This window comes from Parasphingorhabdus cellanae, from assembly GCF_017498565.1.
Taxonomy (GTDB): domain Bacteria; phylum Pseudomonadota; class Alphaproteobacteria; order Sphingomonadales; family Sphingomonadaceae; genus Parasphingorhabdus; species Parasphingorhabdus cellanae.
Genome location: NZ_CP071794.1, coordinates 2094022 through 2120373 on the forward strand (window position 1 = coordinate 2094022; position 26352 = coordinate 2120373).

The 26352-nt window shown below is 55.0% G+C and carries 7 protein-coding genes; all 7 read right to left on the minus strand.

All coding sequences use genetic code 11. The annotated features are described in order from the left end of the window. Positions 1-10 precede the first annotated feature (10 nt). The 7 genes from J4G78_RS09950 to J4G78_RS10050 all read right to left on the minus strand — a co-directional run bounded on the left by J4G78_RS09950 (position 11) and on the right by J4G78_RS10050 (position 26064). Entirely contained in the window at positions 11-2161 is a 2151-nt protein-coding gene (locus J4G78_RS09950; protein WP_207986443.1) for a site-2 protease family protein, read from the minus strand. Beyond that, positions 2158-3552 carry an efflux RND transporter periplasmic adaptor subunit gene (locus J4G78_RS09955; RefSeq protein WP_207986444.1) on the minus strand — a complete coding sequence of 465 codons (1395 nt, stop codon included), beginning with the start codon at positions 3550-3552 and terminating at the stop codon, positions 2158-2160. Before J4G78_RS09955 ends, J4G78_RS09950 begins: the two co-directional genes overlap by 4 nt. Continuing rightward, positions 3533-4522 (minus strand): efflux RND transporter periplasmic adaptor subunit, encoded by a 990-nt coding sequence (locus J4G78_RS09960; RefSeq protein ID WP_207986445.1) that lies wholly within the window; start codon positions 4520-4522, stop codon positions 3533-3535. The genes J4G78_RS09955 and J4G78_RS09960 overlap by 20 nt, the downstream gene beginning before the upstream one ends. Positions 4523-4531: 9 nt before the next feature. Continuing rightward, entirely contained in the window at positions 4532-6019 is a 1488-nt protein-coding gene (locus J4G78_RS09965) for a TolC family protein (protein WP_243457047.1), read from the minus strand. A 36-nt stretch (positions 6020-6055) separates the two neighbouring features. Beyond that, positions 6056-20518, minus strand: a complete 14463-nt coding sequence (locus tag J4G78_RS18145; protein ID WP_243457048.1) for an Ig-like domain-containing protein — start codon at positions 20516-20518, stop codon at positions 6056-6058. Between the two features lie 573 nt (positions 20519-21091). Next, positions 21092-22801, minus strand: coding sequence for a P-loop NTPase fold protein (locus J4G78_RS10045; RefSeq protein WP_207986447.1), 1710 nt, complete (start codon positions 22799-22801; stop codon positions 21092-21094). Between the two features lie 47 nt (positions 22802-22848). Further along, positions 22849-26064, minus strand: coding sequence for an Eco57I restriction-modification methylase domain-containing protein (locus J4G78_RS10050; protein WP_207986448.1), 3216 nt, complete (start codon positions 26062-26064; stop codon positions 22849-22851). Positions 26065-26352 lie beyond the last annotated feature (288 nt).

Here is a 26352-nt window from a genome sequence, read left to right on the forward strand (position 1 = left end):
ATTAATGCAGTTAGTTACTTAACGAGGCTTCACTTCTGAACAAGCGTGTGACTTTATCCAGCAAAGCGCCCGCCACCGAACGCCCTGTTGCTGATATTTCCACGCTGCCGGGGGTTAACTGCAACGCCTCGCCATCCTTGTAGGTTTTTTTCGAGGCGATCAGGCGCACACGGTAAAGCGCCGCACGGGGCCGCAGGATATTCTCGTCCTTGTCCGAGGCGATGGGACCGCCATTGACCGAGGCCAATATCGGCTGATCAATTCTCTCCACCGCATTGGTCGATTTCTCAACCAGCATCGCGGCCCGCGATGCCTGTACCGGATCATCGGGAATGAAGCGGCCGCGCGCGTCTTTGGATATCCGCCAGATATCGTCTTCACTGACATAGGCCTGAATATCATAGTCATCGGATGTCACAATATAGGCAATGGGCTCCGCCCCGCCCAGCCAGCGCCCGCTGTGAATATCCGGCGACAAATCCGTCACAATCCCTGCAATGGGTGCGCGCAGGATGAGCCGTTCACTGCGCAGTTCGAGGCCGCTGAGCTGATCCTGTTCCTGCTTGAGTTCCCGTTCGAGAACCATGCGGTTGGACAGATCAATCTCGTCCGCCGCGCCGCGACCAAATTGCAGTTGCAGGTTGGCAATTCTGACCTTGGTGGCCGCGATGGACTGTTCCAGCTCGGGAGCCGAGAGTTGGATCAACGGTGTTCCCGCTTTCACTCTTTCCCCATTTTTGACGAATATCTTTTCGATCTTGCCCGGATCACCGGCAACAATCGGGGATGCGCCAATAGGGGTTAACACGGCCGGCGCGCTGATATGGCGGTCGAGTGGCAAGAGACAGAGTAAAAGCGTTATGCCGCTTCCAACCAACAGCAACCGCGTCCGCGATGTAGCCAAGATCCGGTCCTTCATACTCGCCCAGACCTTGAATTCCGAAAGCACCGGACGGGCAATGAACACGGCAATTTCAACAACGAACAGGATCACCCCGAGCAGTTTGAAAAACAGCGTGTAGACCAACAGCGCAATACCGATGAACAGGAACAGGCGGTAGATCCAGGTCATCCACGCATAGACGATCATCCCACGGCGCAATCGGTCGGGCACCTGTTCGGGTGCTTCATCGCCCAAAGCAAACAGCATCTCACGCAGCCGCCAGCGGCCCAAAGCAAAGGCGCGTGGCTGCAGATTGGGCACTCCGAGCCAGTCGGACAGCACATAATAGCCGTCAAAGCGCATGAACGGATTGAGGTTGATCGCGAGGCTCATCACCCAACTGGTGGTCGCAAGAATGAAGGCAACGCTGCGGAGCATACCGTCCGGCAGCAGTACCCAGGCCATGGTCGCAAGGCCCGCGATCATCAGCTCGACCGTGACGCCGGCACAATCGATCATCAGCCGCTGCTTGCGCGAGGTCAGCCGCCACGCGCCGGATGTATCGGTATAGAGGACGGGCATCATCACCAGAAAGCTGACCCCCATGCTCGGCACCCGGCAGCCAAAGCGGGTGGCGGTATAGGCGTGGCCCAGCTCATGGAGAATCTTGATCACAAACAGGCCGATCCCATAGGCGATGAGACCCTGCCAACTGAAGAAATAGAGAAAGGATGCAAGGAAGCTGTCCCACTGGCGCGAAACCAGAAACAGGCCGGTGAGGGCCAGCAAGGCGAAGAAGGTCAGGGCCGGATAGGACCAGAGCGGCGCAACCTTGTCGATCGTTCGTTCCAGAAAAGCCGCCGGTTTGACAATCGGGATGCGGATGAACAGATAATTATCCAGCATCCATTTCCACCAGGCCTTTTTCGCCGTTTCCCGTTGCTCCGTAAAGCTCGCGACTGTGTCACCCATTGGTGTGACGGTGAGGCTGTTGGTCAGGGAAAAGTCGACGACCTGACCAAAGGCGTTGTTGATTTCTTCCTCGTCCAGACCTTCGGCGACAAGATCATCATTGACCTTCGCCAGATCACCGGATGCCCAGCGGGAGAGGATGCGATATTCAATTCTGCCCAATTGAAAGAACAGATGCCGCACCGGGTCAAACAGAGTCCAGCTGGGCGCGCCGGTAACCAGAGCCGCGCCAGGCTCAATCCGCAATTCTTGCCGCAATGGCGGCAATAAGGGCCGTTCCGGTTCGACAGACGCAGCGGCAGTCATAGGCCGATAGTTTGTCTAAAGCTCGCTATCGGGCGCTTGAGCAATGAATAGATGAGCGGCACCCACTCGCCATAAAGCTTCGCCGTGCCGCGCGAACCAATGCGCGGATTGCCCGAAGTCGGTTGGGCTGTCACCGCAAAAGCCAAAATGCCTTCCGCCGTCTGCCGTGCCTGATAACTGGCATGTTCCACCTTGCCCTCAATCGCCCAGAGTGGCTGCGCATCCAGCCAGACCTTCACGCGCGACCCGCGGTCTAGCGCCATCTGTTCGGCGGCGGGCAAGTCGATGCGCAGCGCGATCTGGCCTGGATCGGCCACCTGCAGGATCGGATCGCCGACATTGACCGCGCGCCCCTCCCAGTCGCGCCGGTCGCTGTAAATCGCCATGCCTGCGCGTGGCGCCTTTATCTGCGATAATCCCATAACATCATTAGCAAAATTATAGTCGGCCTGCGCCAGTTCATATTCCGCGCGCAGAGTGGCAATCTCGCGGGTTTCGTCATCCTCGCCAAAGGCTGTGCTGGTGGACCGGTCCACCCGCGCCTTGGCCACGGCCAGTTTTTCCTGCGCAAGTTTCAGTTCATTGGACAGCTTCACATCGTCAAAAGACACCAGCAATGCGCCTTCCTCGACCGCCGCATTGGGGGCGACATGGACGCGCGAAATGACGCCGGAAAACGGGGCGGCGACCATGAACGGACGCGCCGCGACCACTTCGACAGGCGCCAATGCCGTCATGCGAACCGGGAAGAGTGCGATAACCAACAGTGCAACCATCACGCCGATTTTCTCTTTGCGGCCAAAGCGGCCGATGCGCTTGACCGGCTTGTCTCCGGTCAGCGCCCGCCAGCTGTGCGAAACAGTTTCGGAAAGCCGTGTCAGCCGATAGCCTTCGCCTTCGCGAAACGGCGTCTCACGCATCACCAGCAGCCCGCCAAACACCTTTTCCTCGCTGTCGAGCAAAGGCTGCCAGCGGCATTCGCCATAAGGATATTCCGCCAGTGCCGGATCTTCGCTCATCGCGCCGAGGGTGAAATCATGCGGCCGGTCCAGCCCATCATTTTTGGCCAGTTTAGCAATCAGCTTTTCCATCGCCTGAATCAGCGGTGCGTTGCGGTCTACCGATGAAATGCTGGAGGCGCAGACGATATGAAAGTCGTCTCCAATGCGCGGCTGGCGCGCGATAAACATCTGCTCATAGGGCAGGATACGGCGCAGTTCGTTGGCAACATGATAGTGGAGTTCAGCGACGCCCGGCTGGCGGCGTACCTCAGCCTCAAATTGCAACAAGCTGGCGAGCATATTAGCATCACCGGATATCGGTGCTGCTCCCGAGGCTACAGGTAATATCGCAATAGGTGCAGGGTCGGAATCAGGAGGGCTGGCGGCCATCGGCTTTTGCTGCTTCTGATTTGGCTGCTTCAGGTTTGGCTGGGGCAGCGGACGATGCTTTTTCCGCCGCGCTCTGTGCTGGTTTGTCCGACGGTTTCACAAACAAGCCGGTACCGCTCATCCCAGGAAGGACTAGGCTCTCGGTTTTGTCGACATTGCCGGTGACGCGGATGGTCTTGCTCACCGGGTCTACCGAAGCGCCCAACCGGGTAATCTGACCCGTTACATCCGCACCGGTTTCGTCGATCTTGAAAGTGAAGTCCGCGCCGGGGCGCAGCCAGGTCAGCCAGTTACTGGGTACGATCAGCTCAACCTCAAGATCGCCGCCGCTCTGAATCGTCAGCAACGGTTGGCCGCTCGCCGCAATCTCTCCGCGACCCGCAATTTCTTCAACCACCGTTCCGGAAAACGGCGCGTAGACAGCGCAATCGGTCAGGTTTGCCTTGATCGCATTGGCTTCGGCATTGGCCTTGCCGAGATTGGCTTTTGCCACCGCGACCTCGTTTTTGCCAATCGCTTCATATTGGTCGAGTTCGACGTTTGTTTTATACGTCACATTATAGGCATTGGCCGCCGCCTGCGCAGCTTTCAACTCTGCGCGAATGGCTGAGCAATCAAATTTTGCGAGCAGCGCGCCTCTGCGGAAACTCTGTCCTTTGCCAAAGGGCATGGACGTAATCCGCGCGGTCATTCGTGATGCGACGGTTGATTCCTGCTTGGGCTTGATCACGCCGCGTACGTCCGGATCAGGCCTGGGTTCCGGCTTTTTCACCTCGGCTTCAGCAGTTTCTGCCGCTTTTTCTTCCGTGGTGCCCCTTGCCGCTTCATTGCTCGACCAATTGGGGCCATCGCCGCTACTGGCAACGCCCACGCCTATGGCTGCGGCCAGCGCAATGCCGCCACCCCAAAGCCATGGGGCTTTTGATTTTTCTTCTATGTCCGGAGTACCATCTCCGGTTTCTTCGCTCATCAGGGCTTCCTATTGATCCAGTGTCATCGCCGCTTCGCGTTCCTGCCACAAATTGGTCAGGGATGCGGTCAATGTGCTGACATCCTCACGGCCTGTCAGGTCGGGGGCAAAATCATCTATGCCCATGGATGCGAACAGATTGGCATAGGCATTTTGCGCCTCGGCATAGGCTATATCATATTTTACCTCTGCCACGAGCGTATTCATTTCCTCGCGCAACAAGGTCTGCTGGCTCATGGCCCCTGCCTTGTGGCCCGCGCGAATCTGATAGAGGATCTTGTCCTGCACCCGGTGCTGATGTTCAGCCGTCTGCAATTCTTCTTGCAAATGACCAAAGCGCGCCCGCGATACATGGACCTGTGTCATCACCGCCATGGTCAGCGCCAGTTCGCGTTGCCGCAGCAGATCATCCTGCGCGCGTATCGCTTTTTTCTTGGGGCCTATTTTGAACAGATTAAGCACATTCCAGCTCGCCTGCGCGCCATATTGGAACCAGTTATTGTTGAACAGGAAGTCGTTGGAATCGACATTCACGCCCAATATGCCGCGGAAACTTGGCAAGGCCGAAAGCAGTGCAGCATCCAGTTCCTTGCTGTTAATCCGCTGACGATAGCTAACCTCACGCAGCTCGGCGCGATTTTTCAGCGCGGTCATCATCATGTCCTCGCCCGAATATTTCACGGCGGGCAAATTCTCGGTGCGATCTGGCAATACCAGCGAGAAATTGGTGCCGGGACGCAGGTTCATCAAGGCGGCCAACTGCGCCTTGGCAACCACCAGCTCGCGCTGCAATTTGCGGATTTCTGCCTGTATCTGGACCAGTTCCCGCTGATAGGTGAGCGCAGTGAGCGGCGCCGACATGCGGCGTTCTGCAAGCCGTTCACTATTGTCGAGCGTGGTGCTGACATTGCCTTCCAGTTCTTTCAGCTTGGTCAGCAGCCGTTCGGCACTGACCGCGCGCCAATAGGAGGTGCGGACATCTTCGATAATCCGGTTGGCAACCTTGCGCCGGCGTTCCTGAGAGATCAAAAACTCATCCGCCTTTTGCTGCGAACGGACATAGGACAAGCCAAAGTCGAGCACATCCCAGCTGAGCGACAGGTCGCCGGTGAAAATATCCCGTTCGGATGAGGTTGACGGTTCGAGCGACTGACGCCGGGTGATCAAAGACAGCGAACTTGCACCGGAGAAATTATTCCGCCCGGCATAGCCAGCATTGGCCACGAGTTGCGGCAACATATCGTAGCGCGACAGGTTAAGCTCCCGGTTCTTGAGCGCCTCTTCCATCAGCTCGACCTTATAGTCGAGATTATATTTCAGCGCCCGGGCCATGGCTTCGTATAGGTTTATCGGCGCGGTCACCGGCTCCTGCTCGGCATCCACCGCAACGATATTCTCGCGCGCGGTCGTGTCGATCTGCGTTGGCGTCAGCGGCTTGGGATTAACCGCACAGCCAGCCAGTAAGGCCAATGCCGAAATACTCAGAGTGTGTTTCATGTACATTTTCTGCTTCCCCATCTAGGCCTTGCCCAATTAGCTTTTGAACGCAGCCAGAAGCTGCGCTGTTTCATCTGCGACACTGGCATCCGCCATTGCCATGGCGCTGCCCAGGGGAGCAGCGCCGTTCATGTTTTGAGAAAGCTCGCGCCCCTCATCAATCTGGATTTCCCCGGTTGCCCCTTGAACAATAACCGGAATTTCAATGACTTGGCCATCGGCGCGGATCGCCCGAACGATCAAGCGCACGGTTTCCGCGTCCACTGGCCGTTCGATAATCGCAAGGCCGCGGGCATCCATACGGATCCAGCCGGGCAGCGGGCTACCATCGCGGGTGCGCAGTTGATATTCGGTGATACGCGGATCGCTATCGGCCCCGATATCGCGGACCTCCATGTATATGACCCGGTCGCGAACGACGGATTCAATCATCACTTGGTCACTGCCGGTGGACAGCTGACGAACCGAAAAGCCGGTGAGACCTTCGACCAGGAAGTCACCGAAGCGGGGATCGAACAAACGGTCCGCCCCGAAACGCAGGTCGCGAATCTGGTCGAGCTGATCAACGACTTCGCCAATCGGGCTGCCATCGACATCCAGTTCACCCATGCCATTGAGCGGACGCAAGCCGTTCACTGCCGTCAACAGCGGCCGGCTTCCGTTCAGATCCGGCGTGTTGTTCAGCGACCGGAAGCTGTTCGCCGTATCATCAATGATCAATGGCGTGGTAATAAACTGGTTGACCGGGTTGACGGTCGTGCCGGGCAGTTCGCTGTCTGGATATCCGATGCCCGGATTGCCGAGCAATTCATTCACATTGGCATTGGCCTGCGTGACAATCACGGTCGCGGTGGATTCCACAAATCCGCCCTGCCCATCGCTGACAATATAGGTGATCGTCGCGACGCCCTGAAACTCTGGATCGGCAAAATGGGAAATTGTGCCGTCGGGGTTGATCACTACCGTGCCGATATCGACCTTGGCGGTGAACACGCTGAGCGGATCGCCATCTGGATCGGTGCCATTGGCAAGCACGTCGATTATCGTTTCTGCGCCGCCAATGCCGAACACTTCTTCATTGCCGTCAACCGGCACTTCATTGGTATTGCGGACGGTGACTGCGACGGTCGCCGTGGACGTTCCGCCATTGCCGTCGCTAATCGTGTAGGTGATCGTATCAGTACCGAAAAAATCGACATTGGGCGTGTAAGTGATCGTGCCATCTGGGTTAATGACTATGGTGCCGTTGGCCGCCGTCGCATTGGTCACGGTTAGCGGGTCACCATCCAGATCGACATCATTAGCGAGCACCGGAATGACCAGCGGCCGTTCTTCGTCGGTATCGGCAATATCATTGGCGGCTATGGGAGGATCATTGACCGGGCTGACGGTGACGGTGATGGTCGCGGTGGTAAAGCCGCCATTGCCGTCGCTGACCTGATAGGTGATCACATCGGTGCCGTTGAAATTGGGATCGGGCGTATAGGTGATCGTGCCATCGGGATTGATTGTCACAGTGCCGTTAGGCGATGTGGCACTGATAATGGTCAGCGGATCGCCATCAACATCGCTCGCGTTGCCCAGCGGCGACAAAGTGACCGGCGTATCTTCTGGTGTAGCGGCCTCACTAGGTACCACTGCGGGCGGATCGTTGACCGGCGTTACATTGACCGTGACCGTCGCCGTAGATGTTCCGCCCTGACCGTCGCTGACCGTATAGGTGATGGTAGTCGGACCGTTGAAATTCGGATTGGGTGTGAAGGTGATTGTGCCGTCAGGATTGACGACCACCATACCATCTGGCGATGTCGCATCAGTCACCGCCAGCGGATCGCCATCGGCATCCGTATCGTTGCCGAGCACCGGGATCGTGACCGGCGCATCTTCAGGCGTCGAGACATTGTCATTCACGGCCACCGGCATATCGTTCACCGGGTTGACGGTGATCGTCGCCGTCGTCGTGGCAAAGCCGCCATTGCCGTCCGAAACAGTGTACGTGATGGTGTCGGTGCCGTTAAAATTCGGGTTCGGTGTATAGGTTACGGTGCCGTCCGGATTGATCACCACCATGCCATTGGGCGCCGTTGCTGCCGTAATCGTTAACGGATCACCATCCGCATCTATATCATTATCAAGAACAGAAACCGTTATCGGCGTATCTTCATCGGTCTGACCGACATCCGGCGTTGCGATGGGTGCATCATTGACTGGATCAACCGTCAGCGTAACCGTTGCCGTTGCGGTGCCGCCATTGCCATCACTAACCGTGTAGGTCACGGTCGTCGTGCCATTGAAATTCGGATTGGGCGTGAAGGTCACAGTGCCATCGGGATTGATCGTTACCTGACCGTCAGGAGACGTCGCCCCTGTTACGGTCAGCGGATCACCGTCCACATCCGTATCATTGCCAAGCACATTGAGCGTGACAGGTGTATCTTCCGGCGTGGTCGCGATATCGTCAACCGCAACTGGCGCATCGTTCACCGGATTGACTGTCACAGCAACCGTTGCCGTCGCGGTGCCGCCCTGACCATCGCTAATCACATAGGTGATCGTATCGGTGCCGTTGAAATCTGGATCAGGGGTATAGGTGACGGTCCCGTCAGGATTAATCACCACCGTGCCATTGGGCGCGGTCGCGCTAGTCACGGTCAGCGGATCGCCGTCCACATCGCTGTCATTGGACAGCACGGGAATCGTCACAGGTTCTTCTTCTTCAGTGACCGCCGTATCATTGACCGCAACCGGCGGATCATTGACCGCACCGACGGTTACTGCAACCGTGGCTGTCGACGTGCCGCCATTGCCGTCACTGATCGTATAAGTGATCGTGTCGGTGCCGTTGAAATCGGGGTCAGGGGTATAGTCAATCGTGCCATTGGGCTGGATCACGACGGTGCCGTTGGCCGCGCTGGCCGTGGTGACGGTGAGCGTATCACCATCGGGATCATTATCATTACCCAGCACGGGGATATTGACCGGCAAGTCTTCAGACGTCGATGCGGTGTCGTTTACGGCCACTGGCGGCGGATTGGTGATGGTCCAGGTAAAGCTCTGGTCGACCGTGCCGCCATTGCCGTCGTCAGCGGTTATGACGACCGTATAGATGCCGCCTGCTGGTTGGCTCGCATTGCTGTCAATCGTGCCGGAGATGACACCGGTATTGGGATCAATCGAAAGCCCAAGCGGCAATCCAGCCGCGGTAAAGGTCAGCGTGTCACCGTCAACGTCGGAGAAATTGGCTGCCACGGGCACGGAAACCACAGCGCCATCAACGGCGCTACGCGGCGCGATCGGGCTGGCTACCGGATCGTCATTCGCCGCGCCAACATTGATTTCCACCGTCGCGGTGGAAGTGCCGCCATTGCCATCACTGATCGTATAAGTGATCGTATCAGGACCGTTATAGTCCGGATCAGGCATATAGTTCAGCGTGCCATCCGGATTGATCGTCACGTCGCCATTGCCGGCGGTCGCCAATGTCACGGTGAGCGTATCGCCATCAGGGTCCGTATCATTGCTGAGGACGTTGATATCCAGCGGCGTATCTTCGGTCACCGCTATCGGCCCATCATCATTCGCCACTGGCGGCGGATTGGTGACGGTCCAGCTGAACGTGCTCGACACCGTTCCGCCATTGCCGTCATCGGCGGTTATGGTGACGGCGTAAATACCGTCACCATCAGGCCCGCCCTGCGAAGCGGAGGGATTAATCGTACCGGTGATATTGCCTGCGGCATCAATCGATAGTCCGGGGGGCAGACCGGTTTCGGTAAAGGTCAGCGTGTCGCCATCCAGATCATCAAAGCTGCCGCTGACATCAATCGCTATAACATCCGCATCGGCATTGCCCAGTGCCGCAAGCGGCGTCACGGTTGGATCATCATTTTCAGCGCCCACGGTCACCGTCACAGTCGATGTGGAGCTGCCGCCCTGTCCGTCGCTAATCACATAGGTAATCGTATCGGTACCGTTGAAATTCTCGTCTGGTGTGTAGACGAGCGTTCCATCCGGATTGATCACCACCGTGCCATTGGGCGCTGTGGCTGCGGTGACGGTCAGGTCATCGCCATCCGGATCATTGTCGTTGGCCAAGACATCGATCGGCGCGCTCGCCGTATCTTCGGTGGTCGATGCGGTATCTGCATTTGCCGTCGGTCCGGGGTTTGTGATCGTCCAGATAAAGCTCTGCGTCGTTTCCTCACCGCCATCATCTGTTGCGGTGATTTCAACCTGATAGACACCACCATTGGCTTGGCTGGCATCGGGATCGACGGTGCCGGAAATTTCGCCAGTCATCATGTCAATCGACAAACCGGCAGGTAGATTATTGGCTGTAAAAGTTAGTGTATCGCCTTCCGGGTCACTGAACAAAGATCCAAAATCAGCGCTGACAGCATCACCGTCCTCATTATCGCGATCGGGCAATATGGTGCCGTCGGGCGCATCATTAACCGGATCAATGACGATCGTGGCAACGGCTGTAGCAAATTCGCCATTGGCGTCCTGAATCGTATAGGTGACGGTCGCCGTGCCATTGAAATCTGGATCCGGCGTAAAGTCGATCGTGCCATTTGGAAGGATAACAGCCGTCCCGTTTGTCGCCGTTGCCGAAACAATCTCGATCGGTGTCATCGGATCACCATCCGGATCAACATCATTGGTCAGGACATCGAGATTGATCAGCGTGTCCTCTGTGCCGGTATAATTGTCGTTGACTGCCCGCGGTGGTTCGTTGGTGATCGTCCAGGTAAAGGTTGTGCTTTCCGTCAACCCGTTCGCATCGGTTGCGGTAACGGTCACGGTATATTCGCCGTCCGTCACATCGGAAGAGGCTGTCGCGCCGGTCGTGCCGGTTACTTCTCCGGTAGCCGGATCAAAAGTCAGCCCGGTAGGCAGACCGGTAATATTAAAGGTCAGCGTCGCATCATCGACATCGCTAAAAGCTGATCCCAACGGGACAGTGATCGCTTCGTTGTTCGAGTCAAACAGATCGGGCAATCCAACCGTTTCCGGTGCATCGTTGACTGCGGTTATGGTCACTTCCACCGTCGCGGTCGCGGTACCACCATTGCCGTCGCTGATCGTATAGACAATCGTGTCGGTACCATTGAAGTTTGGATCTGGCTGATAGGTCAACGTGCCATCGGGCTCGATCACTATGGTGCCATTCGCGCTGTCGGCGGATATCACCGTCAGCGTATCGCCATCGGGGTCGCTGTCATTGGTCAGCACAGGGATGTTGACCGCCGTATCTTCGGCAGTGGTCGCTATATCATTGGCCGCAACCGGCGGCGGGTTATTCACCGTCCAGGTGAACACGGAATCTACCGTGCCGCCGTTGCCGTCATCGGCAGTAATTGTGACGGTATAGACACCGCCGCCAACCTGACTGGCATTCGGATCAATCGTACCGGTGATCACACCATTGCCGTCGATCGACAAGCCAGCTGGCAAGCCAGCAGCGGTAAAGGTCAGCGTATCGCCATCGAGATCTTCAAAACTGCCACTAACGTCAACCGAGATGACATCGGCATCATCGTTGACCTGATTGTTCAGCGGTGGATCAGCGGTCGGGGCGTCGTTGACGGCCACCACGGTGATTTCAACGGTCGCTGTCGAGGTCCCGCCATTACCATCGCTGATCGAATAGGTGATGATATCGGTGCCATTGAAATTGGCGGCTGGTGTATAGACCAATGTACCATCAGGATTGATAACGACCGTGCCGTTGGGCGCCGTAGCGCTGGTAACGGTTAAACTGTCACCATCCGGATCATTGTCATTGGCCAGAACCGCAATCGGTGCGCTCGGTGTATCTTCGTTGGTCGTCGCGGTGTCATTGACCGCAGTCGGAGCCGGGTTGGTCACCGTCCACGTAAAGGTGCCATCAACGGTTCCGCCATTGCCATCATCGGCAGTGATCGTAATCGTGTAGACGCCGCCATTTATCTGGCTCGCCTGATTATCAATTGTGCCGGTAATCAGGCCATTGGCAGCGATTGAGAGACCGGCAGGAAGGCCAGCAGCCGTGAAGGTCAGCGTGTCACCATCCAGATCGCTAAACTTGTCACTCACATCAACGGAAATGACATCGGCATCTTCGTTGTTGAGATTGGAAATCGGGATATCGACTTCTGGCGCATCATTGACTGGCGCTACCGTGACTTCAACCGTGGCAGTGGAGGTGCCGCCATTGCCATCGCTAATCGTATAGGTGATCGTGTCGGTGCCGTTGAAATCCTGATCGGGCGTGTAGGTAATCGTACCATCGGCATTGATCACCACCGTGCCATTGGGCGCGCTCGCCACGGTGACAGTCAGGTCATCTCCATCAGGATCATTGTCATTGGCCAGTACGGCGATGGTGATGGGCGTATCTTCATCCGTGGTGGCGCTATCATTGGTTGCGGTCGGGGCCGGGTTTGTAACTGTGTAGGTGAAGGCGGTAGAGACCGTTCCGCCATTGCCGTCGTCAGCGGTCACCGTGACGGTATAAACCCCGCCATTGAGCTGGCTGGCCTGATTATCAATCGTGCCAGTAATCAACCCTGTATCTGGATCAATCGTCAAACCCGCGGGAAGGCCAGCAGCCGTAAAGGTCAGGGCGTCACCATCCACATCGCTGAAATTGCCAGCGGTGGGAATGGAAGGCATTTCGCCATCAACCCCTGTGACATTGGGCAGCGGGCTATCCACCACCGGTGCGTCATTAACCGGCGCTACAGTCACTTCAACTGTTGCAGTGGAAGTGCCGCCATTGCCGTCGCTAATAGTATAGGTGATCGTATCGGTGCCATTGAAATCCGGATTGGGCGTGTAGGTGATCGTGCCATCCGGATTGATCGTAACCAGGCCATTGGAAGCCGTCGCCGATGTCACGCTTAGCGCATCGCCGTCCGGATCATTATCATTGGCCAGAACCGGGATAGTGACCGGCGTGTCTTCATCGGTGGTTGCGGTGTCGTCGGTGGCCACAGGTGCCGGGTTGTTCACTTCCCAGACAAAAGTCTGACTCACCGTCCCGCCATTGCCATCATCGGCCGTAACCGTGACATTATAGATACCGTCAGAACCAGGGCCGCCTTGCGAAGCGCCAGGATCAATCGTACCCGTGATGTTGCCCGCAGCGTCAATCGAAAGCCCCAGGGGCAATCCTGCGGCGGTAAAGGTCAGCGTGTCGCCATCGACATCAGTAAAATTACTCGCGACCGAGAGATTTATGACATCCGCATCATTGTCATTTTGTGGAGCGATTGGAGTCGCAACAGGCGCGTCATTCACCGCATTGACCGTCACCTCGACAGTGGAGGTGGAGAATCCGCCCTGACCGTCGCTGATCGTATAAGTAATCGTATCCGTACCGTTAAAGTCTGGGTCAGGTACATAAGTCACTGTACCATCGGGATTAATTGTCACTGTGCCATTGGGCGCATCGGCAGCAGTCACGTTCAGCGGGTCGCCGTCCACATCTGTATCGTTGGCGAGGACCGCGATGTCTACCGGCGTATCTTCATCGGTGGTCGCGCTGTCTATATTGGCAACCGGCGGATCGTTGACCGCATCAACCGTGACAGCAACCGTCGCCGTCGATGTGCCGCCATTGCCGTCGCTAATCGTGTAAGTGATCGTTGTTGGACCATTGAAATTCGGCGCAGGCGTGAAGGTGATGGTGCCATCCGGATTGATCACCACCGTACCATTGGGCGATGTCGCCGCGGTGACCGTCAGCGGATCGCCATCCGTATCGGTATCATTGCCGAGCACACCAATTGTAACCGGCATGTCTTCATTGGTGGTCGCAACATCATCAACAGCCACCGGTGGATCATTGACGGGATTGACGGTCACCTCGACCGCAGCGGTGGACGTACCGCCATTGCCGTCGCTAATCACGTAGGTGATCGTGTCGGTGCCATTAAAGTTGGCATCCGGCTCATAAGTCAGCGTGCCATCAGGATTGATCGTCACAGTGCCATTCAGCGCGGTTGCCATGGTCACCGTCAGCGGATCGCCGTCCGGGTCCGTATCATTGGTCAGCACTGTGATATTGACGGGCGTGTCTTCGTCGGTCGTCGCGGTGTCATTAACCGCCGTCGGTGCCGGGTTTGTCACTGTCCAGCTAAAGGTCTGGCTGGTGGTCAGGCCATCGGGATCAGTGCCCGTCACGGTGACAGAATAGACGCCGCCATTGGGTTGGCTGGCATTGCGATCAATCGTCCCGCTGATGATACCGGTAGCGGGATCAATGCTGAGACCGGCTGGCAGACCAGTGACCTCAAAAGTCAATGTGTCGCCGTCAAGGTCGCTAAAGAAGCTGCCCGTATCAACCGAAACAGCCTGATTGTCTTCATTGGTGACGTCCGGGATTGGCAAGGATTCCGGTGCATCGTTCACAGCCACCACATCGACGGTCAGCGTCGCGGTCGCAACGCCGCCCTGACCATCCGATACGGTGTAGGTGACCAGCGCCTCGCCATTGAAATTTTCGGCAGGCGTGAAGGTCAGCGTGCCATCAGGATTGACGACCACCGTGCCGTCCTGACTGCTCGCCGCAGTGATGGTCAGGGGATCGCCATCAGGATCGCTATCGTTGGTCAGCACCGCGACGGTTACTGGAGTATCTTCTGGCGTGGTGGCCGTGTCATTGACTGCTATTGGCGGGATATTCTGGATCGAATAGACAAAGGTCGTCGATACGGACTCGCCCGATGGATCGGTTGCCGTGACGGTCACAACAAAAGGTCCATTGACCGAGCTATCCGAAGCCAGCGTGCCTGTTATCAAACCGGTATCGGGATCAATTGACAAAGCAGGCGGCAGACCGGAAGCGGTGAAGGTCAGGTCATCGCCGTCTATGTCGTCAAAGCCTTGCGCCGTCGGGATCGATACATCGGCCCCATCTTCGCCATTTTGATTAGCCAGGCCGACAGTGGTCGGGCCATCATTCACGGCATTGACCGTGACCGTGACGGTCGCGGTTGAGAAGCCGCCTTCGCCATCGGTAACCGTGTAGATGATTGTATCTTCGCCGTTGAAATTGGCATTGGGCTTATAAGCCAGCGTGCCATCAGGATTGATTGTGACCGTACCATTGCCGGCCTCTGCCTCGGTAATCGTCAGCGGGTCACCATCGGCATCCACGTCATTGGCCAGCACGGTGACTTTAACCGCCGTATCTTCGTCAGTCGTCACACTATCATTGCTTGCCACGGGCGCCGGGTTGGTTACCGTCCACTCGAAGCTTGTGGAAACAGTTCCCCCGCGACCGTCATCGGCGTTCACAGTAATCGCATAGACGCCGCCATTCACCTGGCTCGCGCTGCGATCAATTGTACCGGAGATAACACCGGTTGCTGGGTCGATAGTGAGGCCCGCGGGCAGCCCCGTCGCAGTGTAGCGCAGGCTGTCGCCATCAGGATCGCTGAACGCGCCTGCAACCGGAAGGCTGATGACCTGGCTATCCAAATTGGTCTGATCGCCAATACTGCCATTGGTAGTTGGCGTGTCATTAACATCCGCGACAGTGACCGTAATCTCGGCCATTGAGGTTCCACCCTCACCATCCGAAATTTCGTAAGTGATGGTATCCGTACCATTAAAGCCCGGGTTCGGCGTGTAGGTGACCGTGCCATCAGGGTTGATCACCACATTGCCGTTTTGCGCGCTCGCCGCTGTGATGGTCAGATCATCGCCATCCGGATCGCTGTCATTGGCGAGCGGCGAAATCGTGACCGGCACATCTTCATCGGTCGATGCGCTATCATCAACGGCCGCCGGGCCGGGGTTGCTGACATTAAACGTGATCGTTTGCGTCGTTGTACCACCATTACCGTCCGACACTGTGATAGTGGCGGTATAAGTCCCACCACTTGTCTGGCTGGCGCTGTTGTCGATCGTGCCGGAGATAACACCGCTGTCCGGATCGATGGACAGCCCGGGCGGCAAGTCAGCCGCCGCGTAGGTTAGGGTATCGCCATCCACATCGCTGAAATTGCCCGCAACCGGAACAGAGATAACCGCTCCATCTTCGGTATCCTGCGACGGCAAAGCTGTGCCAACTGGCGCATCGTTTACCGGTGCAACCGTGACCGTAATCGTCGCGGTTGCTGTTCCGCCTTCCCCATCGCTGATCGTATAGGTGATCGTCGCGGTACCATTGAAATTGGCCGGCGGAACATAGTTGACCTGATTGCCAACCACGGTTGCCTGCCCGACCGACGCAGCGGCGGCGATCAGCGTAATCGGATCGCCATCAGGATCGGAGTCATTGGGCAGCACATCGATGAGAACGGGCGTATCTTCGTTGGTAGTCGCCGTGTCATTGACGGCGACAGGTGCCGGATTGGTTACGCTCCAGCTAAACGATTGCGTCGCACTAAGTCCACCAGCATCCGTCGCCGTCACGGCAACAGTATAGACACCGTTTGACCCGCCCTGACTGGCGGACCGATCAATGGTTCCGGTAATCTCCCCCGTATTGGCATCAATAGAAAGACCAGCTGGTAGCCCGGATACACTATAGTTCAAGGTCGCATCGTCGCTATCGGTAAAGCCGCCTGCCGTCGCGATGCTGATACCGCTATCTGCATCGACATTGGTTTGCGGCGGCAAGGAGCCCAAAGGTGTCGGTGCGTCGTTAACCGCAGCAACCGTGACTTCAACCGTAGCGGTTGATGTTCCGCCCTCGCCATCGCTGATCGTATAGGTAATCGTGTCCGTGCCATTAAAATTAGCATTGGGTGTGTAGGTTATGGTGCCATCGGGATTGACGACAACCGTACCATTGGATGCACTCGCCGCTGTTACCGTCAAATCATCGCCATCAGGATCATTATCATTGGCCAGCACGTTGACCGTGACCGCCATATCTTCATCGGTGGAAGCCGTATCATTGGCCGCCATTGGCCCAGGATTGGTGACAGTCCACGCAAACGTCTGGGTTGCCGGTGTGCCCTGAAAATCTGTTGCGGTTATAGTGACGGTATAGACGCCATTGGTACCGCCCTGACTGGCGCTATTGTCTATCGTGCCGGTAATTTCGCCGGTATTGGAATTGATCGAGAGACCCGGCGGCAGGCCAGCCGCGCTATAGCTGATCGATGGACCGTCAATGTCCGTAAAGCCGGATGCCGTGGCAACGCTGATTCCTGTCGCTGCATCAATATTGCTCTGCGGTGGCAAGGTGCCAACCGGCTGCGGCCCGTCATTCACGGCAACAACAGTCATATTATAGACCGCCGTGTCCGTCCCGCCCTCGCCATCGCTAATCGTATAGGTGATCACGTCATTGCCGTTGAAATTGGCATTGGGTGTATAGGTCAGCGTGCCATCAGGATTAATCACCACCGTGCCATTGGGCGCGCTTGCGGCGATCACCGTCAGCGGTGCATCACCATCGGGATCGCGGTCATTGGCCAGCACGTTGATCGTGGCCGGCGTATCTTCATTTGTCGAGCCACCATCATTATTGGCTTGCGGCGGCGGATTGGTAATCGTCCAGGCAAAGCTCTGGTTGGCGGACGCACCGTCCGGATCGGTTGCGGTTACAACGATATTATAAACGCCGCCCGAACCACCCTGACTCGCGCTATTGTCAATCGTACCGGTAATGGCGCCTGTATTTGTGTTAATGGACAGACCCGGCGGTAGCCCGGTCGCCGAGTAGCTTAGCTCACCAAAACCATTGTCTGCATCTCTAAACCCTTGCGACGTGTTGACAAAAATCCCCTGCGCCGCATCCACATTGCTTTGCGAAGGTAGGCTACCCACCGGCACAGGCGGATCGTTTACCGCCGCTATGGTTACGTCAAAAGTTGCGGTCGACGTACCGCCGCGCCCATCGCTGATCGTATAGGTAACGGTGTCGGTGCCAGAAAACCCGCTATTCGGTGTGTAATTTAACGTGCCGTTCGCATTGATAGTAACGGCGCCATTATTCGCACTGGCCGACGCGACAGAAAGGGCATCTCCATCGCCGTCAAAATCATTGGCGAGCACATTAATGCTGGTAATCGCCGTGTCTTCGTTGGTGCTCTGGGTCGCATCATTGACCGCTGTTGGCGGGTCGTTAATTTCCACGACCCGGATCGTCGATGTCGCGACGTTGGAACTGAGCGCCGCATTCGCAAAGCTGATATTGATGGTACGGTCCACTTCAGATGGCCGTTCTGTCGTGTTTTCAAAAGTGATCGCACGCAACGCAAGGCGATAATCCCTCGCGCTATCTGCGCCTGTCAACTCCACACCGCTATCCGTGCGTGTGTAGCTAATCCCCCTCACTGTGCCTGATGCCGCCGCCGAGCCATTAACCAGCAACCGGTCGCCAGCTTGCGCGTTGGTCAGCACAATGCTGGCGCTTTGCACTTGGCCATCGGGATTGGTAATCCGGACGTCCCGGTCCACAATGCCGACACTATTTCTGTTTTCGACGTAAGTGCCCTGATAACCCGATCCGCTAGAGGTACTGTCATTACGATCCAGATCCAACCGCGGGATGGAGATCGTTGTACCGCCACTACCAAGATTAAAATCCAGATCGCCATCATGGCTGAAACCCGCTGTACCGGCTGCATTGGGATTGACGTTATAGGTAATTGCAAAACTACTGGTGTCGAGCCAGTTAAAACGTGCCGCAGAACTAGCGTCACCGCCTTCATTTTGGGTGCCCGACGCGGTTACTTCACCTGCTATACTGGTATCAAATTCAATATCCGATGGTCCGGCATTTTGAAAAGAGGACAGGGTGTCTGTATCGACAGTGACCCACTCCCGGCTTCGTGAATCACCGTTCCGCCCGTCAATATCTGCCACCGTGAATGATACATCAACATCTACCGGTACACCGCTGGCCGTATAAAATATGTCCCACTGAATCTCGGCTGTAGCGGTAGTCCGGGGCCCGCTGGACACCAGCAAAAAGGCCGGATCGTCATCGCTGCCGCCAAATGGGCGATCAAAGCGGATCGTCTCGCCTTGCGTAAGAGAAGCAATAGTTGCGCGAATGGAAATCGACTGGCCATTTACCGTGCCGACATTTTCCCAAGTCCCGGTCGCTCCAACGGTCTGTCCAGCCGAGCGGTTGCCATTTTGATTAAAGCCGTTGCTGCCGGACGCGACAATATTGCCATTCGCGTCGCGCACGGTAAGAGAATCGCGCGGTGCGGAAATGGCTGCCGGTGCCAGCAACCCATCCCAATCACGCGCGACCAGTGACGCCGATTCCACCTGACCAAGCCGGTTTTCCAGCGTCCAGTCTCCGCCGCGCAATATGCTGCCGGTATCGTCGATGGAAGCCGCAATATCTGCACCCGTGGTCGCTGCGAGCGCGTTCATCAACTGCTGCCCCGCCTCGCTGCTGCCAACTTCGCAACCATAAATCAGAATGTCACCATCGGCAGACAATTTGGCACCAATGGACGCCAGCGAAGATGCCAACACACCAGATACTGACGCGCTGTCAATCTGCGTTGTGCCCAGCCAGAATACGCCCTCGTCACCATGGCTGACCAGATGGATGGCACCAATATTGTCGACACCCGCCAAAGCGGTCATGATCTGGTCGACGCCGTCGCTATTGCCATCAATGAAGACAATGACACCCTTGCCAGCCCAAGTATCGGCCAGCTCTTGATAATTTTCCACATTGGTGTCGATAAAAATATAGTCTTGCCCAGTCGCCGCCGCGCTTTCTCCGACCACGACATCATCGGACAGGGCCGGCTCACCAATATACAACACCCGATTCATGGCAAAGCGGGAGTCATTGTCATCTATGATGAAATAGTCCCGGAAGTTGGCCGGCCGTACACCCGGCTCTCTGATATCATAAGCGGCCGGCTCGGGCAGCGCTGCTTGCTTATAAACAATATCGTTCGGCGCCACGTCTGCAGCCGAGGGAGAATTTGAAATTGCACCATTGCCAACAGGCTCATTGGCAAATACTTCCTTTGAAACAAGTTGCTCTTTTACAGTAATATTCTCGGAAATATTTGAAGACAATTGCGCCGGGTCAACGGGTATAAGAACGGGATCATTATTCACAGGAATGGTAGCTACCGTTTCCACGATGGGCTGCGATGATTCTGACCCGTTTCCGACCGTAGAAAATGCCTCTATATCGTCTGATCCGGCCTCATCACCCACACCGTTGAGCGACGATGCCTCTGCAATATTGCTATTGTCTAAAACCGAGCTCATGCTGTCCGAAAACGGGCCTTGAACCGCTGGAACGGGCACGTTTACAGGTGTTAAGTCGGTATGATCCTCTCCGGTCTCCTGCTCGGACGTAATTGGCGGCGCCAAGCCGATATTAGGAATCGTATCACCAGTAAGGCCGTTACTACCGGCAGTAAAAGGACCGGCCGATGAAGAATCATTTTCCAACATATCAGCGGATGACAATGTGGCCGCCGCAGTAACGACTGCTGCGCCGTCAAACATCATTCGTGGCTCTAGAGCGATGAGATGGGATTGCGGAATCCGGGTTTGCTTGGCCATCTAACTCTCCGATATGAGCACATCATTATTATATCAGTTTTGTGCCGGTAACAGCTTGAAACAAAACAAATAGCCAATGCCCCAGACCGATTTGTTACCACAGGTAGTTAACAGAGATGTATAATATGCTGCAACCCCCAAAAACCCCGGACTTTCAGGGATAATGTAAAATCTATGCATGATAATCGCAGATTAGCGACGCCGATCATCTGAAATAGGATCAGGAACACAATATTTTACAATTTCTTGTAAAAAGAAGTCTAGACGATCTTTTTACATTATATCATCATTGCAGCGAATGGTAATTGCATACCACAAAATGATACAGAAAACACCAGATTTTCGTACTTCCCGACACCGGTCTATTTGAGAGAATTGTATAACCAGCCGTCTATGATCAGGTTGGATATTGTTCTGAAAAATGGTGCCAGAAGAGGACTTTCTATCCAGTACATCAAGCAATTGATATTAAAGGTTTTTATTCCAACGAACTGTAACAGTTGGATTATACGAATGTAATAGTTTTGGCAAGCACGTTGCGATGTGAGTTCTCAACAGGGACTCGAACTTACCTTATTCGCCGCTGCCTTCGTCTTCTAACGAGATGCCGAATGCCTTTACCTTACGCTCTCTCATTGGCGATTTTCTGCCTATCCTCCTGAGCGCTTCGGTAGCGGAAACAAGCAGGTCTTCGGCACCGTCGCGGTTTGATTTTCCCATGGCCAACAATGCCTCAATTGTAATCTTCAAACTGGGGCCGCTCAATTCCTCGAAGAACTTCTCAAAATCTTCAGGGGTCTGCTTAGACATCAGCACTAGATCATCATCATTCCATGGAGAATTGCTTCCAATTTGTTTTAAGACTTCGAACGGGTCTCTATGGTCTTCAAAATTATCCAATTTATTCGCGAGCGTTTGGCGCAACCCTTGGTCGATGTCATTATACCTCGCATAGATGTGGTTTTTAATATCGAAGAAATTTCGTGCTTCGCCATCATGTGCTTGCATGTACAAACCAATCAAGTTGTCAGCTCGTTCATCCGTATCATATTCTCTGAGCATATAAATCGCGCTGCTCAAGTTGGTTATTGAAACTTGAGCAATCGACTCGACAGCCGCACCATAGAGCGCCTCGATAAACTCATCATCTTCGGTGGTAAGCGAGCCATGGTACTTATCCTTCCAAACCTGGCTGAGCGAGCTGTCATTTCCAGATAATCGCCGGGTGTGCTGTAGTACCTCAGCCGCAGAGCGAAGTGCAGCACCGTCAAAATATCCCGCTTTGGCTCCGACTAAGATTATCTCATCCATCTCGTGAGACTCGAAGTACGGATAGCCTTTCAATACTTCAGCCCAAGGGTGTGACGGGTTTTCATTGTTCCCATCTTGGTCTCTCATTGCCTCAATAAGCGGATTATAACTAAAATACTCTCTTGTCGGCGGAGCAAATTCGGGCTGATGAATCGACCATCCGGTAGCAGTAAGAGTCGCAATCGCCTGCTCCAATACGATTTCGTCCAAACCCTTTAGATGATCGAGCAGCACGTCGGCCAAGCGTTCGATCTTCTTGATCACCCTGATATTGACTATCCCCAAGTCTTCGATCCGGGGTCGGATAAGATCTTGTGTCTTCCTATCGTCGGGCAATGCAATCTGAGTTGCTTCTTTAGGTGTCAGGTCGAAAAGGATTGAGAGGTCCGCGACCTTCTCTAATTGCGCGTTAAACTCTTTTTTTGATGCCGCATCCATTTGCTCGTCATTGAGCAATAAGACGACTTTGCAATTGCGCTCCTCCTTCAAAGAAGAGGCCAACCCCAAGACGTCCCTAACTTCGAGATTTTTGCCAGCTCGCTCAAGATCGTCCAAGCAAACGATCTGTTCGCGGACGGTGAGAAAGGAAGCCTTGGCCAGCACATCCACGGCGTTCTCGCGACCGAAAAGCGCAGCACCGAACTCAAGCGCAGGTTTTAGCTTGCGCGCTAGGCTAGAGCCGTTGGCCAAACGCGCGCCAAATGTTTCGATGTCCGGCCCTTTAGCAGCGTGTTTGCTCCCGACGGTATTTTCAAAAATGCTGTACCTAAGTTGGTCCAGCGAACCTAAACCGAAAAGCGATACGTAAGCGTAGTTTTCGAGGGCAACATTGCCTGCCTCAACGGCATCTGAAAGATACTGCTTCCATGCAAATGTCTTACCGACCCCCCACTTCCCCTGTATGCAAAGAACTTCGGGTTCTGTGCTCAACAAAAAACGGTCAATCTCCGCTCTAATTAGTGCTAAAGTCATTTCTCTCGATCGCCCATGGTGTTCGGTAATCTCCCTGTCCTCGCTAATCAGATGTTGGCTTCGAGTAACTCGATCTCTTCCGCGGTCAGGTCGAACAGTTCATAGACTTTCGCGTTGATCTCGTTTTCCGTCTGCGCGATTTCTGCTGTGAGCGCGTTGATTTGGTCCCGCGTCTCTTTGATCAGGTCTTCCCAATCGTTGCGGTCTTTCAACGGGATGTCGGCCCTGAGGGTCTTTTCGACCTCTTTTTGGAAGGCGGCGAAGTCGGGCAGCAGCCACCATTCTTTGAGTTTGGTGGAAAGCTTTGCAGCGGCTGGATCAGCAGCAAGATCAGGGATGCGCCGGTTGATGCTTTGTTGGAGCGAGTAGCGCTTCTCAGCAGCAGCCTGCGCGGCTTTGGCAAGTTTGCCGATAGCAGCTTTCTGTTCGGGTGTGGCATCAGGGATGGGGAGTGGCTCGATATATTGAGCCTTGAATCGGTAATAACCTCCTCTTGCTTTAGTGGTCTGAGAGAGCAACGAAAACCAAAGTAAAGCCGAGTTCAACAAGCCTAACAAGAACGGGTCGGAAGTAGGGAGGAAATAGCTCGTTGTATCATTTATCTTCGAGCGATTGTCGCAGAAGAATGTCGGGGCAGCAGCTATGTCGCGATAAATGATCTTCGCCCTGTGAAGGGCATCATAATAAGCGCATGAGCGCAGTTCCCACCAAAAAAAACCTTTGTCTGTTCTGCGCTTTAAGCTCTCTTCATGCTGTGCCAAATGCGCCCAGATCGCGGGAAATCGTCTCGCGAGTAATTGCTTGGCTTCATTCTCATTCACCGCACCGAATTGCTCGTTGGTCCACCCTTTGGGAAGCAGAATAAGGCTCTGCTCCGAATCTTCTTCTCGCCATTTTTGAACCGCTGCACCATCAATCCATGGTTTCAAAATATCAGACGATTTTGGATCTTGCGCAATCAACCGGTCCCGCGTTGCGCGGTCGATCACAAACGCATCATTGCGGCCCGTCTTGATGCCATAGAGCGGCGAGCCATAGATCTCTTTTAGCGTCTTGCGCCCTTTGACAATCTTGGCTCTCAGAGCGCGCAGTGCTGGCGATTCCAATTGCCACGATCCCGCTGGCAGCACCCTTTGCGGATAGGGTGCCTTGGCGGTCTCAAAACCATCTGCAAAGCTGCCTTTAGGCAATTCGGCGATGTTCCAGAATTGCAATTCGTGATCCACATTGGGCGCGCCTGCACGCATAGTCAGGATTGCGGGATAAGTTGTTACACCTTCAAAAATCTGATGATCGCCAAAATCGACTACATTCTCAATCGTGGCGCTCTTGCGCAGATACTCACGAAGTGGTGCGCCCGAACCAGTCTTAAAGAATGTGCTCGAGCTGATATAGCCCAGCCGCCCGCCGGGCTTCAAAATGCGTAAGCCGCGCTCAAAGAAGTAAGCGTAAAGGTCCGCAACACCGTGGTAGACTTCGAAACGGTCTTTTAGATAGGGCTTTAGTTCTTTGAGCAATTCCTGTCGCACATAGGGCGGATTGCCCAGCACTACGTCAAAGCCGCCCTCGGCAAACACATCTGGAAACGCCTCTTTCCAGACAAAGCCGTGCTCGCGGTAAGCATAGGAGCTGTCTTCTATCAGGCTATCGCCAACGCGCAGATTGCCATCCAGACTGTCCAGCACTTTGCCGCGCCGAGCGGTTTTGATCCAGAGCGATAGTTTGGCAATCTCCACGCTCTCACTGTTCACATCCACGCCGAACAGATTGTTGGTAAGGATTTCGCTGTCAGGATCAAACAGGTCGCGCCCGCCCGATAGTGCAGCAAGCTTGCCATTCACCCGCTCAAGCTCGGCCTTCATCCAATCGAACGCAATCACCAGAAACACGCCAGAGCCGCAAGCGGGGTCCACAATGCGTAAAGATGTTAGGCGTTTGCGGTAAGCCTCCCACGCTTCTTGCTCTGCACTTTTGCGCTTCCACTTGATCTCTTCATCATCGGCCAGCGCGCCCTTGGCAGCATATTCGACCAAAATGCCGTCAAAGATTTCGCGGCAATGGGTGCCTAGTGTCTGCTCAACAATAAATCGTGCGACATAGTCGGGCGTATAAACCACGCCATCACGCTTGCGCCGCCCGCTGGTGCCGCTAGTCTTTTTCTCGGCTGGTGCTTCGCCTAGCGCTTCGGCCTGCAATTGCTCCACATCAGCAATCGACTGCTCGAAAATGTGTCCGAGAACTGTGACTGAAATTTCGCTGGCAAAGTCATAGGCGCCCAGCCGCTTGAACCCCTCGCAAATGTCATCCGGAATCTCAAGCGAGCGGATAATAGGATCGCGGGCAAACAGACCGCCATTGTAGCGTGGTATCTTGAGCTGATCGGAGCCCTTATCAATCGCGGTGAACAGACCCAGGAAATTCTCCCAAACCGGTTTCGGATTGTAGGGGTCATTATGCTCGAAGGCGTTCTGGAGACTGTTATCTGGCACAAGGTTGTTATCTTCAGCAAAGGCGATGAACAACACGCGATCCAGAATGGTCTGACCTACGCTGATCGCTTCGAGCGGGTCCATGTCAGGCTTAGCTGTTTGCACCGCACCGATCAGATCTGATCGCAACATTTTGTAGTCAGCATAGAGCTCGTCGGTGATGTCTTTGTCTTCTGAGCGGCTGTCTGCCAACAATTGTTCTGTTTGACCCGTGAGCAAGTGTTCAGCGGCCAGCATGAGCATGAAGCGCTGATACTCTTCCGGCTGGTGCAATTTGGCGAGGTCAAAGCTCTCGTGGAATTGCCGCCCGTCTGCGTATGAGTAGAGCCGGATTTCGAGATAATTGGAAACCAGAATCCATTTTGTGCCGACATTGTTCGCAGCATATTCCCACGCCTGATCGATCGGGCTCTTGGCGCGGCCCGGCATGATCGCATCGAGGTCTTTGGTCTTTGCGCCTTTCAGCTCGAACGGGGCAATGATTTCGCTCGACTCAGGGGAGAACTGCCCTAGGGCGAGATCAACCTCGCCAGCTCCAATCGCTTTCTTTGATGCGACACTCCATTCCCCGCTTGAGCCAAACGAAATGTAATCCAAAACATCGCAGACAATACGTTGCTTAAAGGAGTCTTCAATTGCAGTTTCGTTCTGTGTTTGGATCGAACCATCTGCGATTGTCGCTGCCCATTCCCGCAAAATTTCAAGCTTGGCTTGATCGGCTGGTTCAGCGCGCTCGACATAACGGGCGATGGTTTTGCGATTGAAAAGCTGCATAGCTTATCGAACTAAATCAAACGCCAGCACAAGTACAACATAAGTTCCAACAAAGTCAGACCAACTAGTTTAGCGCCATTCAACCGTCGCGCTATCTCAACGGACGTCTAGCCAGCACTTCATGGCCTGAATTCCAAATAGTCACGCGCGCTAAGGCCTAACAACTCCAAGGTGCTGAGTTTCCCCAATACCCCCTAAGGTCGCTCATCAAGAATGAAGGCTCAAAAGTTGTAACTTATTAGCCATAGCTCAAAAGATATGTTGACGAGCCATTGATCCACTCTTATG

What these genes read in the sequence shown, in the direction of transcription:
- J4G78_RS09950 (WP_207986443.1), bottom strand. Translation starts at nt 2,161, where the DNA reads ATGACTGCCGCTGCGTCTGTCGAACCGGAACGGCCCTTATTGCCGCCA.
- J4G78_RS09960 (WP_207986445.1), bottom strand. Translation starts at nt 4,522, where the DNA reads ATGAGCGAAGAAACCGGAGATGGTACTCCGGACATAGAAGAAAAATCA.
- J4G78_RS09965 (WP_243457047.1), bottom strand. Translation starts at nt 6,019, where the DNA reads ATGAAACACACTCTGAGTATTTCGGCATTGGCCTTACTGGCTGGCTGT.
- J4G78_RS18145 (WP_243457048.1), bottom strand. Translation starts at nt 20,518, where the DNA reads ATGGCCAAGCAAACCCGGATTCCGCAATCCCATCTCATCGCTCTAGAG.
- J4G78_RS09955 (WP_207986444.1), bottom strand. Translation starts at nt 3,552, where the DNA reads ATGGCCGCCAGCCCTCCTGATTCCGACCCTGCACCTATTGCGATATTA.
- J4G78_RS10050 (WP_207986448.1), bottom strand. Translation starts at nt 26,064, where the DNA reads ATGCAGCTTTTCAATCGCAAAACCATCGCCCGTTATGTCGAGCGCGCT.
- J4G78_RS10045 (WP_207986447.1), bottom strand. Translation starts at nt 22,801, where the DNA reads ATGACTTTAGCACTAATTAGAGCGGAGATTGACCGTTTTTTGTTGAGC.